This window comes from Mesorhizobium sp. M0029, assembly GCF_040323735.1.
Classification (GTDB): Bacteria; Pseudomonadota; Alphaproteobacteria; order Rhizobiales; family Rhizobiaceae; genus Mesorhizobium.
In genome coordinates, this window is sequence record NZ_JAMYVF010000001.1 from 364,814 (window position 1) to 378,484 (window position 13,671).

Here is a 13,671-nt window from a genome sequence, read left to right on the forward strand (position 1 = left end):
ATGGCTGCCTTATAAGCCGCTTGCGAGGCGACTTCTTTCGTGGTTTGGTCCAATAGTTTCGCAAGTGGGCCATAGCCGATGCCACATGGCAGGGACATCTTCCGCGCCGGCAATGCCGATCTCGGCCGATTGCACGAAAGCCGCTGGCAGTGGCTGGAGGAGGTTTCCGGGCCGGCGGTGGCTTTGCCGACCGAATATCCGGACGGTTACCTCGTGCCGCAACACCGCCACAGCCGCAGCCAGCTGCTGCATGCGCTGGTCGGTGTCGTGCTGGTGACGACCAGGTACGGGCGCTGGATGGTGCCACCCGACCACGCAATGTGGATACCGGCCGGCACCGAGCATTCCGTCGAAATGCTGGGCGATGTCTCGATGCGCTCGGTCTATGTCATGCCGGGCGCGATCCCGGGCCTGCCGGAAGGCTTGCGTGTCGTCGGCGTCACCGAGCTGATGCACAGCCTGATCGTAGAATCGGAAAAGCTGCCGCAAGGTGGCGAACTGGAAGGCCGCGGCGGGCTGATCATGAACCTGTTGCTGCACGAGATCCCGACCTTGCCGGAACGGCCGCTCGGGCTGCCGTTCCCGTCCGACCCGAAGCTGGCGGCGCTCTGCCGACGCTTTGTCGCGGCACCTTCGCCGCACGCCACGATCGACGAGTGGGCGGATGCCGCAGGCATGAGCCGGCGCTCCTTCACCCGCGCCTTCCAGCGCCAGACCGGACTGTCCTTGTCGACTTGGCGCCAGCAGGCCTGCCTGTTTGCGGCCCTGCCCAGGCTCGCCGATGGCGAGCCGATTACCAGGGTGGCGCTCGACCTCGGTTATGACAGCGTGCCGGCATTCATAACCATGTTCAAGCGCATGCTCGGGGCCTCGCCGCGCGGCTATATGCGCGGCGCCCGCGACGAAGGCATGCGGCGGGCTCAGCCTCGGCTTGAGGCCCCGGCGCCGTAGCGCCAGGAAAAGCCCGCAGCACTTTGTCGTAGGCCCTAGTCCAGCTGAACGCCGCTGGCCTTGACGATCGGTTCCCATTTGGCGAGTTCGGCCTTCACATGCGCTCCAAGCTCTTCCGGGGTGGAGGCCACGATCGAGGCGCTGAACTGGGCCATGCGGGCGATCACATCAGGGTCTTTCAGGGCTTCAACTGCCGCCTTCTGAAGAACGGCGACCACCTCCGGCGGCGTGCCTGCGGGCGCGAACAGAGCGTTCCAGCTGTAGGTTTCATAGCCGGGAATGGTTTCGGCAATGGCCGGTATGTCGGGGAAGGAGGGAACGCGCTCCTTGGTGGTGACGCCAAGCGCTCTCAGCGTCCGGCTCTTGATATGGCCCGATGAAGAGGGGAGGTTGTCGAACATCATCGGCACCTGATTGCCGATAACGTCGTTCAAGGCCGGTCCGGCGCCCTTGTAGGGAATGTGCTGCATACTGACGCCGGCCATCGTCTTGAAAAGCTCGCCGGAGAGATGGAGCGGGGTGCCATTGCCTGATGAGGCGTAGGCATATTTGTCCGGGTCCTTCTTCAGCATCTCGATCAGTTCCTTGACGTCCTTGGCAGGGAATTCAGGGTTCACGACCAGGACGTTTGGCACCAGCACGAGCAACGATATCGGCGCAAAATCCTTCTCCGCATCGTAGGGCTTTGTCTTCAGGATCAGCGGGTTGAGCGCGTGGGTTGCGACCGTGCCCATCAGGATTGTGTAGCCGTCCGGTTCGGCCCGGGCGACCTGGGCCGCGCCGATGCTGCCCCCGGCGCCGCCGACATTTTCGACGACAATCTGCTGGCCGAGCTTTTCGGACATCTTGTTGGCGACGAGGCGCGCGACCAGATCCGTCGAGCCGCCGGCGGAAAAGGGGACAACCATGGTGATGGTCCGGTCCGGAAAATCGGCGGCCCAGGCCGCCGGCGCCGAAAAGGCGGCCGCAATGGAAACCGCAAGCCCGAGCAAAGTCCTACGCCGCATCTGCTACTCCTCCGTTGATTGGAGGGGCAGTATGGCCATGGTGAACTCCGCGCACAATGCAACCATGGACTGACTGCCGGCCTCAGGAGATCGGGCTTGACACCGATGCTTCGGTTGGCGTGCGCGAGAACGCCTCACCCCTCAGTTCAATCAGCCTTGGTCCAGCTGAAAACAAGCCATTTGTATCGTGACGTCTCTTCAGGCTCGGCCGTGTAGGTCATCTGCATGTCGCCGCCCTCGGTCTAGATGTCGAGCCTGGGTGCCGTGTCCAGTTCGAGCCACAGGGAATCGTTCTTGAACGACCATGTCCCGCACCAGACGCAAGGCCCCGATGCCGGGTCACCCGGTTGGTGAAAATTGTAGCGGCCGTCCGCCGTGATCTCCAGATAGTCGAAGGCGCCATAAAAGGCGGTCACAGTCTGCTGAAATTCGGTCGCAGCCGCTTCCTGGTCGGGCTTCGCCGGCTCTTTCAGATCACGCGGTGGCCGGATTGCGGACCCTGCGATGCTCCATTTGCCGATGAAATCCTTTTCGGTGGGAAGATATTCCGTTTGCGCCTGCGCGGTCGAAACCGGAGCGATTGTCGGCGCATAGGCCGCGCTGGCGATGCCGATTGCGAGAAGCATTCCTGCGATGCCTGCAGCCTTGATTCGATTGCGCATCAGCTGGCTCCTTTCACGACGGTTTGGGGCAGATTCCAAAAACGAGATTACCCCCGAGCCAGGCCTGGGGGCACGCTTTTGGGCAACATGGATTAATCGAACAGGCTCGACACGGACTCTTCGGTCGCCGTGCGCGAAATCGCCTCGCCCATCAGGTCGGCGATGGAGATGACGCGGATGTTCGGGGCGTCGAGCACGCCTTGCGTCGGCTGGATGGAATCGGTGATCACCAGTTCCTGCAGCTTCGAGCCGCTGATGCGGGCGACCGCACCGCCCGACAGCACGCCGTGGGTGATATAGGCGGTGACGCTGGTAGCGCCGTTGGCGAGTAGCGCATCGGCGGCGTTGCACAGCGTGCCGCCGGAATCGACGATGTCGTCGATCAGCAGGCAATCCTTGCCGGCGACCGCGCCGATGATGTTCATCACTTCGGATTCACCGGGACGTTCGCGGCGCTTGTCGACGATGGCCAGCTGTGCGTCGAAGCGTTTGGCGAGCGCGCGGGCGCGCACCACGCCGCCAATATCGGGCGAGACGACGACGACATTGGCAAGCTGTTTGTATTTTGCCTTCACGTCGCGGGCCATCACCGGCACCGAGAACAGATTGTCGGTCGGAATGTCGAAAAAACCCTGGATCTGGCCGGCATGGAGGTCGAGCGTCAAGACTCGGTCGACGCCGGCGCGGGTGATCATGTTGGCGACCAGCTTGGCCGAGATCGGTGTGCGGCCCGAGGCCCGGCGATCCTGCCTGGCGTAACCGAAATAGGGGATGACCGCGGTGATGCGCTTGGCCGAGGAGCGCATGAAGGCATCGATCATGATGAGCAGTTCCATCAGATGATCGTTGGTCGGGAACGAGGTCGACTGCAGGATGAAGACATCCTCGCCGCGCACGTTTTCCTGGATTTCGACGAAGATTTCCTGATCGGCGAAGCGTCTGACGCTGGCCTTGCCCAGCGGGACATTGAGATAGCGGGCGACCGCTTCGGCCAGCACCCGGTTGGAATTGCCCGCGAAAAGCTTCATGCACCGTTCCTGGCGAAGGATGGGGAGGTCCTCTTAATCGGGCTTGTAGCGAGCCGTGCCGGTATTGCAAGCCTCGTTGACGGGAATCCGCCGGCTAATCTCAAAAACGTCAACAGTGAACGGAAGCCGGTAACAGGCGGATCAGCCGGCGCTGCCGCCGAGCCAGGCCGCGAAGTGGTCGATCGTCTGGTCGGCGATCGCCTGCATGGTAGCGGGTGCAACCGCGGGCCAGCCTTCGGCGGCATTGACCGAGGGCGCCTTCTGCTGGCCATTGATGCGGTGTAGCCGGTTGCCAGCGGGGTCATAGACGTCCCAGACATAGATAACGGTGGTATCCTTGCCTTCCGTCATGGTCGAGAAGTAGCCCTTCAGCACATGGGTGGCGGCCTGGTCGGCGCTGCCGGCAAGGGTGATGCCGCGCTGCTTGGCGCGTGTCTGCAGTTCGGCCGTCAGCGGCGTTGCCGCTTCCACGGAGGCGCCAACGATCGGCGCGATCTGCAGCCGGGTCTTCGACAAAGCGGCGGCGCTCTGCGCGGGGTTGGCGGGTGTCGTGGCGCCGACGGCCGGCGCTGGTGTGGCGGCGGGCGCGATGCCCGGGGCAGCCAAGGGCTGAGCCGGTTGGGCCGAGGCTGCCGGCGGCGTGATGGCGGACGGCTCAAGGACGTCCTTGGCATTGGTGCAAGCGGCCAGCACAAGCGCTGCGAGCAATGACACGGTCGTCACGTGCGATCGTCTCATCTGCCCGAAAACTCCTTAGTCGTGAACGCCCCCGCGTGGACCAACCATTATGGATTCACTGTACGATCAAGTCGAGATCATGGCGTGAAAGCGGCTTCGGCTGGGATTCGGTGGTCAGGTAGGTGCGGCCAAGCGTCATCGCCGTCTCGGTTTCGGAGTCCATGATGATCATGTGCGCGAACAATGTCATGTTGGGCGCGATCGGCTCGGGATTGCTCTGGTAGAACATCGGCATGTCCATCCAGGACGGGGTGAAGCGGGCGCCGACGGAATAGCCGCAGGCGTTCAACCGATGCTTGGTCAGGCTGTGCGCCTCCAGCGTGCGGGCATGCGCGTCGAAGACGTCGCCGAAGGTGTTGCCGGGCGTCATCGCCTTCTCGACCGCCAGAAGAGCCGCGCGGGCGGCGTCGAACAGCTCCTGATGGCGCTTCGACGCCTTGCCGGTCAGCACGGTGCGCATCATCGGCGCGTGATAGTGATGGAACACGCCGGCCCATTCGAGCGTCAGCTGATCGTTCTTGGTCAGCTTGCGGCGCCCGGCCTTGTAGCGGCAGAGCAGCGCGTCGATGCCCGAGCCGATGATGAATTCATTCGCCGGATAGTCGCCGCCGCCGGCAAACACCGCGCCCTGCATGGCGGCAAGGATCAGAGCTTCGTCGCCGCCCTGCTTGATCAGCGGCAGGGCCGCGTCGAGCGCGTCGTCGGAAAGGTTGGCGGCCTTTTCGGCCTTGGCGATTTCAGCCGGGCTCTTGAACAGGCGCAGACGGCCGACAATACCGGAGGCGTCGGCGATCTGGCCGAAGGTCTGCAGCTGCTCGTCGACGCGGCGGCCATTGAAGGCGGTCAGGCCATGGGTGTCGTATTCGACGCCGATGCGGGCGCCGAGGAGATTGAGGTCGTTGAGCAGGTTGCGCAGGTCGATCGCCGGGTTGGCGCCGTCGCGGTCGGTCCACAGCACGATGTTGTCGATGATCGAGGTGTGGCGCGCCTGGCGCAAATCGGCCGAGCGGGTGAGCAGCACCATCGAGCCGTCAGCCTTCACAACCAGGCACTGGAAGAAACAGAAGCCGAACGTGTCGTAGCCGGTTAGCCAGTACATGCTCTCCTGGGCGAAAAGCAGTACAGCATCGAGCTTCTTTTCCGTCATCTCGATCATCAACCGGTCACGCCGGGCGTCAAATTCCGACCGTTCGAAATGCAGCGCCATTATCCGTTCTCCAAAACAATTGCCGAAACCTGCCGACCATAGTCCGGTTCCTTGCGATGCGTCGCGCGCCGGTAGGAAAAGAAGAGATCCTCCTCGGCATAGGTGCAGCGGCCAAGCCCCTCGGCGGTCACGCCAGCCTTCTTCAGCCGGTCGACCGTATAGAGGTTGAGATCGAACATTGCATGCGCCGGATTGGCCGAAGGCGCGAAATAGCCGATGTTTTCGGCATCGGCTTCGACGAAACGGGCGACGAATTCCGGCCCGACCTCGTAATTGTCGGGGCCGATCGAAGGACCGAGAACCGCAATGATGCGCTCACGGCGGGCGCCAAGGCTTTCCATCGCGGCAATGGTGTTTTCAAGCACGCCGGTAAAAGCGCCCTTCCAGCCGGCATGCGCTGCGCCAATGATGCGCGCTTGAGCATCGGCGAACAGCACGGGGCCGCAATCGGCCGTCGAGGCGCCGATGGCGATGCCCGGCCGGTCGGTGACGATGGCGTCGGCCTTGGGCCGCGGGCCGGGAAAGGGCTCCCTGGCAATGACGATATCGGGCGAGTGGACCTGATGCGCGGTCAGGAGATGGCTGGCCGGTACACCCATCCAGGCAGCGACGCGGCGGCGGTTCTCGGCGACCAGCATCTGATCGTCATCGGAGCCGGTGCCGATGTTAAGTCCCTGATAGATGCCGCCGGAGACGCCGCCGATACGGGTGAAATAGCCATGGCGGATACCTCGCGGCTTGGCCGCTTCCAGCAGCGGCGAGCGAACAGGATCCGGTTTGGTCTGATTCAGCATGGATGGGTTTGTTGTCCGCGCCGGCGTTTTCGTCAAGGCGAAGTTCGGTCGAGTGATTGCGACAGTGCTGCCGCGTCGACTTTGCATTGGCCAAAAGCAGGCATGCGACCACAAGCGACATGGCGGGACGGCTTGTAACGATCTCTGAGGGTCAGACTGGCTGATGCGGCAGGATTTTCAGGATTTTGAACAGCGTGCCCATGCCGTCGGGTCCGGCCAGGCGCTCGACGGCATCGGCAATGGTTTGTCGTGCCTCTTGGCTTGCCTGGCTGCCCAACTGGCCAGCTCGCTCAAGCAATCCCATGCCAAGCAGAAAGTCGCCCTGCGTCGCCAATTCCACATCGAGGCCATGCGCCCGCACGACGGCGGCCAGTGCCGCGAAGTCGACATGGGCGGTGAGATCGGCTTCGCCGGGATTGGCCAGCACATCTTCTGGGGCGTGCCTGCGCACGGCCTGCAATGTGTCGCCGAAACCGGGCTGGAGATGGCCGTAATCAGGGAACAGCCCGGCGCCGCCGTGGTCGGCCATGCGTTCGGCAATGGTCGCCATCAGTGCCGCGCGGGCCGGTGCTATTTCGAAAATAGAGCCTTGTGGCGCCTCGGCGGCGTCTTCCGGCAGCAGCGTCGCCTCGACCGAGCCGGCGCCGGCGAAGAAGCTCAACTCGTCTGAGACGTCGAGGCCGATCACCCGTTCGCGCCAGCCGGCGCCGGCGCGGATGAACTGGCGGATCGGCACAGCGTCGAACAATTCGTTGCCGGCAATCAGCAACGGCGCCTGCGGTAGTGTGGCGATGGTTTCGTGCCAGCCGAGCTCAACCGAAGTTTCGGCAAGCGTCTGCTTCTGGATTTCAGTCAGCCGCGGACTGGTCTCGACCAGAGCGAAGGAGGCTCTGGCGGCGATAGCCGGATCGAGCCGCGTCAGGGTGCGAAGCATGTCCTTCATCAGCGTGCCGCGGCCAGGCCCGATCTCCGCGATGGTGACCGGCAGGGGTCGGCCGATCGCCAGCCAGGCCTGATAGAGCCAGACGGCGACGAGTTCGCCGAACATCTGGCTGATCTCGGGTGCGGTGACGAAGTCGCCGGCGGCACCGAACGGCTCGCGCGTGGTGTAGTAGCCGTCGCTGGGATCGAACAGGCAGAGCGCCATGTACTCGTTGACGGGGAGGGGGCCGAGCGCGCCGATCAGGTCGACGATGCGGGTCTTCAGCCGTGTCATGCCGGCTGTGGTTGCGGCGCCGGTTTGGCTGTGGCCATCGCCCAGATGCCGGCCAGCACCATCGGCAGCGACAGCACCATGCCCATGGTGAGCCAGCCGCCGAGGAGGTAGCCGAGCTGCTGGTCGGGCTCGCGGAAGAACTCGACGAAGATGCGTGACAGGCCGTAGCCGCAAATGAAGGCGCCGCCGACAAAGCGCGGCGTCTTCAGCTTCAGCCGCGAATGGGTGAGGAAGCGCAGGACCAGGAACAGCACCGCGCCCTCGAGCAGCGCTTCGTAGAGCTGGCTCGGATGGCGAGGCTCCAGGCCCGCGACACAACCCGCCACGGTCTGCTGGAGACGCTCGTTGCAGAAGACGACGCCCCACGACACGTCGGTCACGCGACCCCAGAGTTCGGCATTGACGAAGTTCGCGATGCGGACGAGGCCGAGCCCGACCGGCACGCCGGCTGCCACCACGTCGAACAGCGTCCAGGTGCGGATGCCGCGCTTGAGGGAAAACAGCGTCATGGCGAGGATGACGCCAAGCAGGCCGCCATGGAACGACATGCCGCCCTGCCAGACGGCGAAGATGTCGAGCGGGTGGTCGATATAGCGCTTTAAATCGTAGAAAAGCACATAGCCGGTGCGTCCGCCGAGCACGACGCCGACGGCGGCCCAGACGATGAAATCGTCGAGGTCGATCGGCTTCATCGGCAAGACGCCATCAGGCCACAGCCTTGTGTTGGTGACGAGCCGCTTGGCGTACCACCAGGCGAACAGGATGCCGACGATATAGCCGATGCCGTACCAGTGCACAGCCAGCGGGCCGATCTGAACCAGGATCGGGTCGATGTTGGGGAAGGACAGCGACGCCATCGGCAGCGGGAAATAGTCGTTCAACAGGATCTCCTGGGAGGGCTCGCGTTAGGGCGCGGACCATGCGGCAGGGTTTTGGCTGGGTCAAGGCAAGGTGACGACAGCCTGATCGTCAGAGATAATGGGCTCAACCCTGCGGCTTGCCGGCGACCAATTGCCTGAGCGCATCGTTGATCCTGTCTTGCCAGCCGGGGCCATCTTCCTGGAAATGGTCGAGCACGGCGCGATCGATCCTGATCGAGACAAGCTCGCGAACGTTTGGTGCGGCGGAGGGTTCGCGAATGGGAGGCGCGGGTTTCTTGACCGGCTTGAAGGCCGCTTCAGCGGCTTCCATCGGATTGGTCGGTCGGCGCGGGGGCGTTGCCATTGGTTGATCCTGAATGAGAGTGACTCTTGCCTGAGCAAGTCGTGAGGAAAACTAGGCCGCTGGTCTGCGAAGACCAGTAACTTCACTTGGTTCTCTCTGCCATTGCCCTGTATTTGGCTTCAAGCCTGTCCAGCACCTCGTCGCCAGGCTTGACCCGGCCCGCATCGGCATCCGAAATGCCCTTTGCGAGTGCTGCATCGAGTGCTGCAAAGCGCTTCTCCAAGTCCGCACTGTCCGTCACGGCAACCGTCGTTCCAAGAATCCATTTGCGATAATAGCAATCTGTCGGCCGGACCGTGAGCCAAATCGCGTCCGACATGAAGCCGCACCAGCTTCAACGTTCTTGCATTCCGCAGGCAGTGCCACTACGTCAATTCGAGCAAGCGAGGATTTGCCATGTCAACCGGACCGAACCGCATTCTCGATGAATTCGCCAAGCTGATGACCGATGCTGCGGGTGCCGCACAAGGCGTGCGCCGCGAGGTGGAGACTGCCTTCAAGGGGCAGGCCGAGCGCATCCTCAACACCATGGATGTGGTGCAGCGCGAGGAGTTCGAGGCTGCCCGCGACATGGCTGCCAAGGCCCGCGAAGAAAACACCAGGCTGGCCGCCCGCATCGATGCGCTCGAGGCCAGGCTTGCCGAATTGACCGGACAGGCCGCATCTGTGGCTGCGGCAAAGCCCAAAGCAAAAAAATAAAATTTGAACTTTTCCACAAAGCACAATCCGAAAAAATGCTTTGCCGTGAATCGTTTACCGGCGATGCATGAATCTTTGTGACAGCGCCTTTCCACATGCTGATGACGCAGTGCGAAAAATTAGGCTGTTCACGCGACTCCCGATCAATAGACTGAATTTGTTGCATGATTCGGAGCAGGGTCATGCGGCCGGGCGGTGGGGTCCGGTCCGGGGTCTTTGTGTCGTGAAGTCCTGGCCGTCCGAGTTCAAGACAAGATTGTTCGTCGTGTGTGCCCCGCGGAGCGTGTGGCGCTCCCCTGAACACAGGAAGCATTCCATGGAACTTCTCGAACTCGAATTCTCCCGCGAAATCCATCCGGTGGATGTCATCGAGCAGGTCGCCCATAACAATGACTGGTCCTTCGAACGGGCCGGCGATGACGAAATCTCGATCTCGGTTGCCGGCAGCTGGACCGATTATCACGTCTCTTTCTCGTGGATGGAGGACTTCGAGGCGCTGCATCTGGCCTGTGCTTTCGACATCAAGGTGCCGGAAGCCCGCGCGCTGGAAGTGATGCGGCTTTTGTCGCTGATCAACGAGCAGATGCTGTTTGGCCATTTCGATCTCTGGGAGCAGGAGGGCGCGATCATGTTTCGCCAGTCACTGCTGCTCGCCGGCGGGGTCGAACCGTCGAGCCAGCAGGTCGAGGTGCTTTTGTCGTCGGCGCTTGAAGCCTGCGAATGCTATTTCCAGGCCTTCCAGTTCGTTGTCTGGTCGGGAACCTCGGCCAAGGATGCGCTGGCCGGTGTCCTGTTCGAGACCTATGGCAACGCTTGAGCTTCCATGAGTTCGAGCAGCGCGCGCAAGCCCGAGATCAGCTTTGCCGATTTTGATCGTGTCGACATCCGTGCCGGCACGATCGTCGAGGCCGAGCCTTTCCCCGAGGCGCGCAAACCCGCGTTCAAGCTGAAGATCGATTTCGGCCCTGAGATCGGCGTGAAGAAATCCTCGGCACAGATCACGAAATACTATGCGCCGGAAACGCTGGTGGGACGGCAGGTGTTTGCGGTGGTGAATTTCCCGCCGCGCCAGATCGGTCCGTTCATGTCGGAAGTGCTCACGCTCGGCTTCCCTGATGAGGAAGGCGCCGTGGTCCTTGGCGCCATCGAGCGCAAGGTGCCGGACGGCGGCAGGTTGTTTTAGGAAGATTGCGTCAGGCGGCCAGCTTGCGCCTTGTGCTCAGCGCCTCTTCGACCGTGTCCATGAACATTTCGGCGCAGGCTTTCCAGCTGTAGCGCATGGCGCGTTCGCGCGCCTCGGCGCGGTCGACATTGAGCGCTGCGAGCGAGGCCTCGCGCAGATCGGTCGACACCGCGCCGCCGATGCCGTCGCCGACAATGTCGATCGGTCCGGTGACCGGATAGGCGGCCACCGGCGTGCCGCTGGCCAGCGCCTCGATGATGACGTTGCCGAACGTGTCGGTGCGGCTGGGGAAAACGAAAACATCAGCCGAGGCGTAGATCTCGGCCAGCTCATCGTTCGGGCGATGGCCGAGGAAATGCGCCTGCGGGTATTTCGCCCTGAGCCTGGCCAGTTCCGGTCCTTCGCCGACGATCACCTTGCTGCCGGGCAGGTCCAGATCGAGGAAGGCGCTCAGGTTCTTTTCGATGGCGACGCGGCCGACGCAGAGGAATACCGGGCCGGGAAAGCCGAGGTCCTTCTTCTTGTCCGGGCGGAAATGATCGGTGTCGACGCCGCGCGTCCAGGGCCTGAGCTTGGTGAAGCCGCGCGCGGCCAGATCGTCGGCGAGCGACTGGGTGGCGACCAGCGTGCCTTGTCCGGAATTGTGGAAATCGCGCAGCCAGCGATAGGCCCAGCCCTCCGGCACCGGCAGGCGGGCGCTGAGATATTCGGGAAAGCGGGTGTGATAGCTGGTGGTGAAGGGGCGGCCGGCATTGCGGCAATAGCGCCGCGCCATGATGCCGAGCGGTCCCTCGGTGACGATATGGATATGGTCGGCCTTACGAGCCTCGATCAGCCGCGCGACATGACCGGGCGTGGTCAGCGCCAGCCTGATGTCGGGATAGGTCGGCAACGGCAAGGTGCGAAAGATGTTCGGGGTCAGGAAGTCGACCGCAACGTCGAAGGTTTTCAGCGTTTCGGTGAGCCGCTCAAGCGTGTGGACGACGCCGTTGACTTGCGGCCGCCAGGCGTCGGTGACCATCAGGATGCGCATGGCGGTCCTTTGCTCGGATCGACGGTTGCCTTGATGCGATAGCGGTACGGCCCGGCTGCCCTCGCTTCGCTCCATCGCACCCGGGCAGGCACGAGGTCGAAGTGAGGCGGCTGAGCCGAATCAACTGAGGTCGCGCGCTTCATGCGCGCTCTTGACCATGGTTTCATGACGGGCGGATGAATAAGGCGCAGACGTCACGAAACCGAGCCCTTCGCTACGATCTCTTTTCGAAAGTGCTCTTCCACAATTTTTAGAACGTCCTCCATCTGGGCGTTAATCTTATCTTCCTCTTCTGTACCCTCCCAGACGTCTGCCTCAAGGCGTTCCTGCCGCATTGCCTCGCGATCATTATTCAAATGGGGATTGAGACGCATCAGCGCTTGCGCGGAAATTGCTATGCGATTTTTAATTTGATTGACTGTCTCGTAAGGCTTGGCGGCGTCTAGCCCGAATGCGGCTATAACGCGATATCGGCGAGCGCGCATTTTAGCGAAGAACTCAGCGCTGTCGCTTAGCCGTTTAAGGGGGACATAAAATGTGTCCCGATGGCGTTGGATTTGAGGCTCGTCTTCTTCGCGCCCAGGGCGCTCCTTACTCTCATGGCTGTACGCCATAGGTGATCGCACCCATCGCAATATGTCTCGTGCCTCATAGAAGTCCGCCAAAACATCTTCCGCCAGTTCTAGGCGTCTTCGGCCGATCGTCTCGCGGCGCCAGGCTGAAAGACTTTGAATGCCCTGATAGGCCGCGACGCCGGCCGCCACAGCGATTGCCGCGTTGGCAATGCCGGAAATCCAGTCGGGAACGCTCCCCCAATCCATTGATGTTACCCTCGTGGATTGCGAATGACGTCAACAATCTCTACTGCGATTTCCTCGACAGTATGAGTTGCAGTGCTGCGTGCAAGTCGGTCAGCAAGCGATGGAGAATATCCAATTACTTCCCGCTTCGTTACATTGTGCCAAACTGGGAGCAGTACTTGATCACCTGATACGGCGCGCGTTACCAGCCCGTCGAGTTCATACTCTGGCCAGCCCCGACCAAAAAAGGCTTTTGACAACACTACCACTCCAAATCTGCTGCTAGCTAAACCCTTGTCGATCTTCCTTCGGAGACTGTCGCCAATTCGTAGTTCGAATTCGTCGTACCAAACACTAAGCCCAGACGATTGAAGCGCGAGAGCCAGAGGCCGAACTACTTCGTCTTTGTCCTCGGATGCGTGAGAAATGAACACATCGAAGGTTCTGCCGTCGGGTGCCTCTGGAGAAGGTACTAGCTCTTCGTCGGCATCCCGTACCAAGCTTGGTATGGTACGGAGTGGAGCCTCGTTTATAGTCGGCAAGGGCCGTAACGCCGAACCAGGAATTACGCGGATACCAGTGCGGACTTGACCCCGCAAACCCTGCATGTCAACTGCAACATGCCACGTGCCGGACGTCGGTACCTGAAGTCGAACTGGCGATTGCTTTGCCAAGCCGCCGATGTAGTGATGAGAACGGCCAGCTTTATAGCTGCTAAAGTCCGATCCGCTCATAAGACGCACGTTCGCGGCGCTGCCGCTGAGTGTCACCTCAACCACGCTTCCTCGTTCGATGTGCCCTAGCGAGTAGTGAGTGAAATTCATCCCGATCCCTTCCTCCGCGACGGCCCACTCTGTGTCGTCTTGTCCGAAGTTAATTTTCATCATCGGCAACTAGGTGCCAAACGCCAACTCCTCTGCTTGCTCCAATCTCTCGTGAACCCGCAATTTCCCCGCTATCTCGTTTCGCCTGAAAGATCCGGTAGTTAAATAAAGCGCTCTTATAGTAGTAGCGGTCACGAACATATCAAGAACATCGTGCAGATTGAAGCTAGATTGTTGAAGAAGAGCCAAAATTCATGTGCAGAACGCATCGCGGCCTGCGTCGGCCAACAACCTCAATGGGCGGA

The 13,671-nt window shown here is 61.8% G+C and carries 17 protein-coding genes; 4 read left to right on the plus strand and 13 right to left on the minus strand.

Annotation, left to right across the window (positions count from 1 at the left end):
* The first annotated feature begins 78 nt into the window (after positions 1-78).
* Complete coding sequence (locus NKJ76_RS01750; RefSeq protein ID WP_023686122.1) at positions 79-951, plus strand: AraC family transcriptional regulator; 873 nt, start codon at positions 79-81, stop codon at positions 949-951.
* Positions 952-986: 35 nt separating this feature from the next.
* Here NKJ76_RS01750 and NKJ76_RS01755 read toward each other — a convergent pair whose 3' ends face one another.
* The 10 genes from NKJ76_RS01755 to NKJ76_RS01800 all read right to left on the minus strand — a co-directional run bounded on the left by NKJ76_RS01755 (position 987) and on the right by NKJ76_RS01800 (position 9,068).
* Entirely contained in the window at positions 987-1,958 is a 972-nt protein-coding gene (locus NKJ76_RS01755) for a Bug family tripartite tricarboxylate transporter substrate binding protein (protein WP_023741071.1), read from the minus strand.
* Between the two features lie 242 nt (positions 1,959-2,200).
* Positions 2,201-2,620, minus strand: a complete 420-nt coding sequence (locus NKJ76_RS01760; protein ID WP_352536639.1) for a hypothetical protein — start codon at positions 2,618-2,620, stop codon at positions 2,201-2,203.
* Between the two features lie 92 nt (positions 2,621-2,712).
* Entirely contained in the window at positions 2,713-3,648 is a 936-nt protein-coding gene (locus NKJ76_RS01765; RefSeq protein WP_023686119.1) for a ribose-phosphate pyrophosphokinase, read from the minus strand.
* Positions 3,649-3,789: 141 nt separating this feature from the next.
* A complete protein-coding gene (locus tag NKJ76_RS01770; protein ID WP_352536640.1) occupies positions 3,790-4,386 on the minus strand; it encodes a hypothetical protein in 597 nt (198 codons plus the stop codon).
* 55 nt (positions 4,387-4,441) lie between these two features.
* Positions 4,442-5,593, minus strand: a complete 1,152-nt coding sequence (locus tag NKJ76_RS01775; protein ID WP_352536641.1) for a M24 family metallopeptidase — start codon at positions 5,591-5,593, stop codon at positions 4,442-4,444.
* Entirely contained in the window at positions 5,593-6,387 is a 795-nt protein-coding gene (pgeF, locus tag NKJ76_RS01780; RefSeq protein WP_352536642.1) for a peptidoglycan editing factor PgeF, read from the minus strand. Before pgeF ends, NKJ76_RS01775 begins: the two co-directional genes overlap by 1 nt.
* Positions 6,388-6,538: 151 nt before the next feature.
* Positions 6,539-7,603 carry a class I SAM-dependent methyltransferase gene (locus NKJ76_RS01785; RefSeq protein WP_352536643.1) on the minus strand — a complete coding sequence of 355 codons (1,065 nt, stop codon included), beginning with the start codon at positions 7,601-7,603 and terminating at the stop codon, positions 6,539-6,541.
* A complete protein-coding gene (gene lgt, locus NKJ76_RS01790; protein WP_023672032.1) occupies positions 7,600-8,484 on the minus strand; it encodes a prolipoprotein diacylglyceryl transferase in 885 nt (294 codons plus the stop codon). Before lgt ends, NKJ76_RS01785 begins: the two co-directional genes overlap by 4 nt.
* Before the next feature lie 103 nt (positions 8,485-8,587).
* Entirely contained in the window at positions 8,588-8,827 is a 240-nt protein-coding gene (locus NKJ76_RS01795) for a BrnA antitoxin family protein (RefSeq protein ID WP_023683720.1), read from the minus strand.
* Between the two features lie 82 nt (positions 8,828-8,909).
* Positions 8,910-9,068, minus strand: a complete 159-nt coding sequence (locus NKJ76_RS01800) for a hypothetical protein (protein WP_245259839.1) — start codon at positions 9,066-9,068, stop codon at positions 8,910-8,912.
* A gap of 155 nt (positions 9,069-9,223) precedes the next feature.
* Here NKJ76_RS01800 and NKJ76_RS01805 point away from each other — a divergent pair, with 155 nt between their 5' ends.
* From NKJ76_RS01805 to NKJ76_RS01815, 3 genes are all read left to right on the plus strand, one after another.
* A complete protein-coding gene (locus NKJ76_RS01805) occupies positions 9,224-9,526 on the plus strand; it encodes an accessory factor UbiK family protein (RefSeq protein ID WP_352536644.1) in 303 nt (100 codons plus the stop codon).
* A 316-nt stretch (positions 9,527-9,842) separates the two neighbouring features.
* Entirely contained in the window at positions 9,843-10,343 is a 501-nt protein-coding gene (locus NKJ76_RS01810; RefSeq protein WP_006202532.1) for a type III secretion system chaperone family protein, read from the plus strand.
* Between the two features lie 6 nt (positions 10,344-10,349).
* Complete coding sequence (locus tag NKJ76_RS01815) at positions 10,350-10,709, plus strand: tRNA-binding protein (protein WP_023672028.1); 360 nt, start codon at positions 10,350-10,352, stop codon at positions 10,707-10,709.
* A 10-nt stretch (positions 10,710-10,719) separates the two neighbouring features.
* On the opposite strand, the gene NKJ76_RS01820 is transcribed toward NKJ76_RS01815, so the two are convergent.
* The 3 genes from NKJ76_RS01820 to NKJ76_RS01830 form a co-directional block, all read right to left on the minus strand.
* Positions 10,720-11,742 (minus strand): glycosyltransferase family 4 protein, encoded by a 1,023-nt coding sequence (locus tag NKJ76_RS01820; RefSeq protein WP_352536645.1) that lies wholly within the window; start codon positions 11,740-11,742, stop codon positions 10,720-10,722.
* Between the two features lie 194 nt (positions 11,743-11,936).
* Positions 11,937-12,563: a hypothetical protein gene (locus tag NKJ76_RS01825; protein ID WP_352536646.1), complete on the minus strand. Its 627-nt coding sequence runs from the start codon at positions 12,561-12,563 to the stop codon at positions 11,937-11,939.
* A 5-nt stretch (positions 12,564-12,568) separates the two neighbouring features.
* Complete coding sequence (locus NKJ76_RS01830; RefSeq protein WP_352536647.1) at positions 12,569-13,429, minus strand: DUF1883 domain-containing protein; 861 nt, start codon at positions 13,427-13,429, stop codon at positions 12,569-12,571.
* Between the last annotated feature and the right edge of the window lie 242 nt (positions 13,430-13,671).

Coding starts and splice junctions, on each gene's coding strand:
- NKJ76_RS01810 (WP_006202532.1), top strand. CDS start 9,843: ATGGAACTTCTCGAACTCGAATTCTCCCGCGAAATCCATCCGGTGGAT.
- NKJ76_RS01820 (WP_352536645.1), bottom strand. CDS start 11,742: ATGCGCATCCTGATGGTCACCGACGCCTGGCGGCCGCAAGTCAACGGC.
- NKJ76_RS01815 (WP_023672028.1), top strand. CDS start 10,350: ATGAGTTCGAGCAGCGCGCGCAAGCCCGAGATCAGCTTTGCCGATTTT.
- NKJ76_RS01775 (WP_352536641.1), bottom strand. CDS start 5,593: ATGGCGCTGCATTTCGAACGGTCGGAATTTGACGCCCGGCGTGACCGG.
- NKJ76_RS01795 (WP_023683720.1), bottom strand. CDS start 8,827: ATGGCAACGCCCCCGCGCCGACCGACCAATCCGATGGAAGCCGCTGAA.
- NKJ76_RS01750 (WP_023686122.1), top strand. CDS start 79: ATGCCACATGGCAGGGACATCTTCCGCGCCGGCAATGCCGATCTCGGC.
- NKJ76_RS01785 (WP_352536643.1), bottom strand. CDS start 7,603: ATGACACGGCTGAAGACCCGCATCGTCGACCTGATCGGCGCGCTCGGC.
- pgeF (WP_352536642.1), bottom strand. CDS start 6,387: ATGCTGAATCAGACCAAACCGGATCCTGTTCGCTCGCCGCTGCTGGAA.
- NKJ76_RS01765 (WP_023686119.1), bottom strand. CDS start 3,648: ATGAAGCTTTTCGCGGGCAATTCCAACCGGGTGCTGGCCGAAGCGGTC.
- NKJ76_RS01805 (WP_352536644.1), top strand. CDS start 9,224: ATGTCAACCGGACCGAACCGCATTCTCGATGAATTCGCCAAGCTGATG.
- NKJ76_RS01760 (WP_352536639.1), bottom strand. CDS start 2,620: ATGCGCAATCGAATCAAGGCTGCAGGCATCGCAGGAATGCTTCTCGCA.
- NKJ76_RS01755 (WP_023741071.1), bottom strand. CDS start 1,958: ATGCGGCGTAGGACTTTGCTCGGGCTTGCGGTTTCCATTGCGGCCGCC.
- NKJ76_RS01825 (WP_352536646.1), bottom strand. CDS start 12,563: ATGGATTGGGGGAGCGTTCCCGACTGGATTTCCGGCATTGCCAACGCG.
- NKJ76_RS01770 (WP_352536640.1), bottom strand. CDS start 4,386: ATGAGACGATCGCACGTGACGACCGTGTCATTGCTCGCAGCGCTTGTG.
- NKJ76_RS01830 (WP_352536647.1), bottom strand. CDS start 13,429: ATGATGAAAATTAACTTCGGACAAGACGACACAGAGTGGGCCGTCGCG.